The organism is Kocuria sp. CPCC 205235 (assembly GCF_040980905.1).
GTDB classification, from domain to species: domain Bacteria; phylum Actinomycetota; class Actinomycetes; order Actinomycetales; family Micrococcaceae; genus Kocuria; species Kocuria carniphila.
Map to the genome: position 1 here is coordinate 1 of NZ_JAVKPR010000091.1, position 584 is coordinate 584.

Below are 584 nucleotides of genomic sequence, written 5' to 3' on the forward strand. Positions count from 1 at the left end.
CACAGCTATATTAGATGAAACTCTAAAAGTAACAGATGGTAGCCGAGTACGCATACGGCTTCTAGATGATATAATGATTAATGATGCTCTTTTAACTAAAGGTACTTACCTATATGGGAATGTATCTGGCTTTAAAGCCCAAAGAGTACACATTAATATTTCCTCTATAATGGTTGATGGCAAACAAATGAAAGTAGATTTATCCGTATATGATAATGACGGACAAGAAGGTTTCTTTGTTCCTTCATCAGCTTTTAGAGATTTGAGTAAAGATGTTGGAGCGCAAATAGGAAGCCAAACTATACAAATGAACAGCCAATCAGAAGGAGTAGAACAATTCGCTTTAGGTGCTTTACAAGATGCTTACCGTAGTACAACCCAAGCTCTTTCCAAAAACATCAAAAAAAACAAAGCCAAATTAAAATATAACACACAAGTTTTTTTAGTAAACAACAAAGATAAAGAACAATAATATGAGAAAGATTTTTATTGCATTATGCACAATGATTTCTGTTATTACAGGAAATACACAGAACACCCCTATTGGAGAAAACATCGAGCTTGCAGGTGAAAACCCAGAAGAA

1 protein-coding gene and 1 pseudogene are annotated in these 584 nt (G+C 34.1%); both read left to right on the top strand.

All coding sequences use genetic code 11. The features are described 5' to 3' along the window. The coding region (traM, locus tag RF638_RS16110) for a conjugative transposon protein TraM (RefSeq protein ID WP_368842472.1) at nt 1-472 on the top strand (472 nt) is incomplete at its 5' end. A 1-nt stretch (nt 473) separates the two neighbouring features. Continuing rightward, nucleotides 474-584 (top strand): annotated as a pseudogene (locus RF638_RS16115) (conjugative transposon protein TraN); the annotation flags it as partial.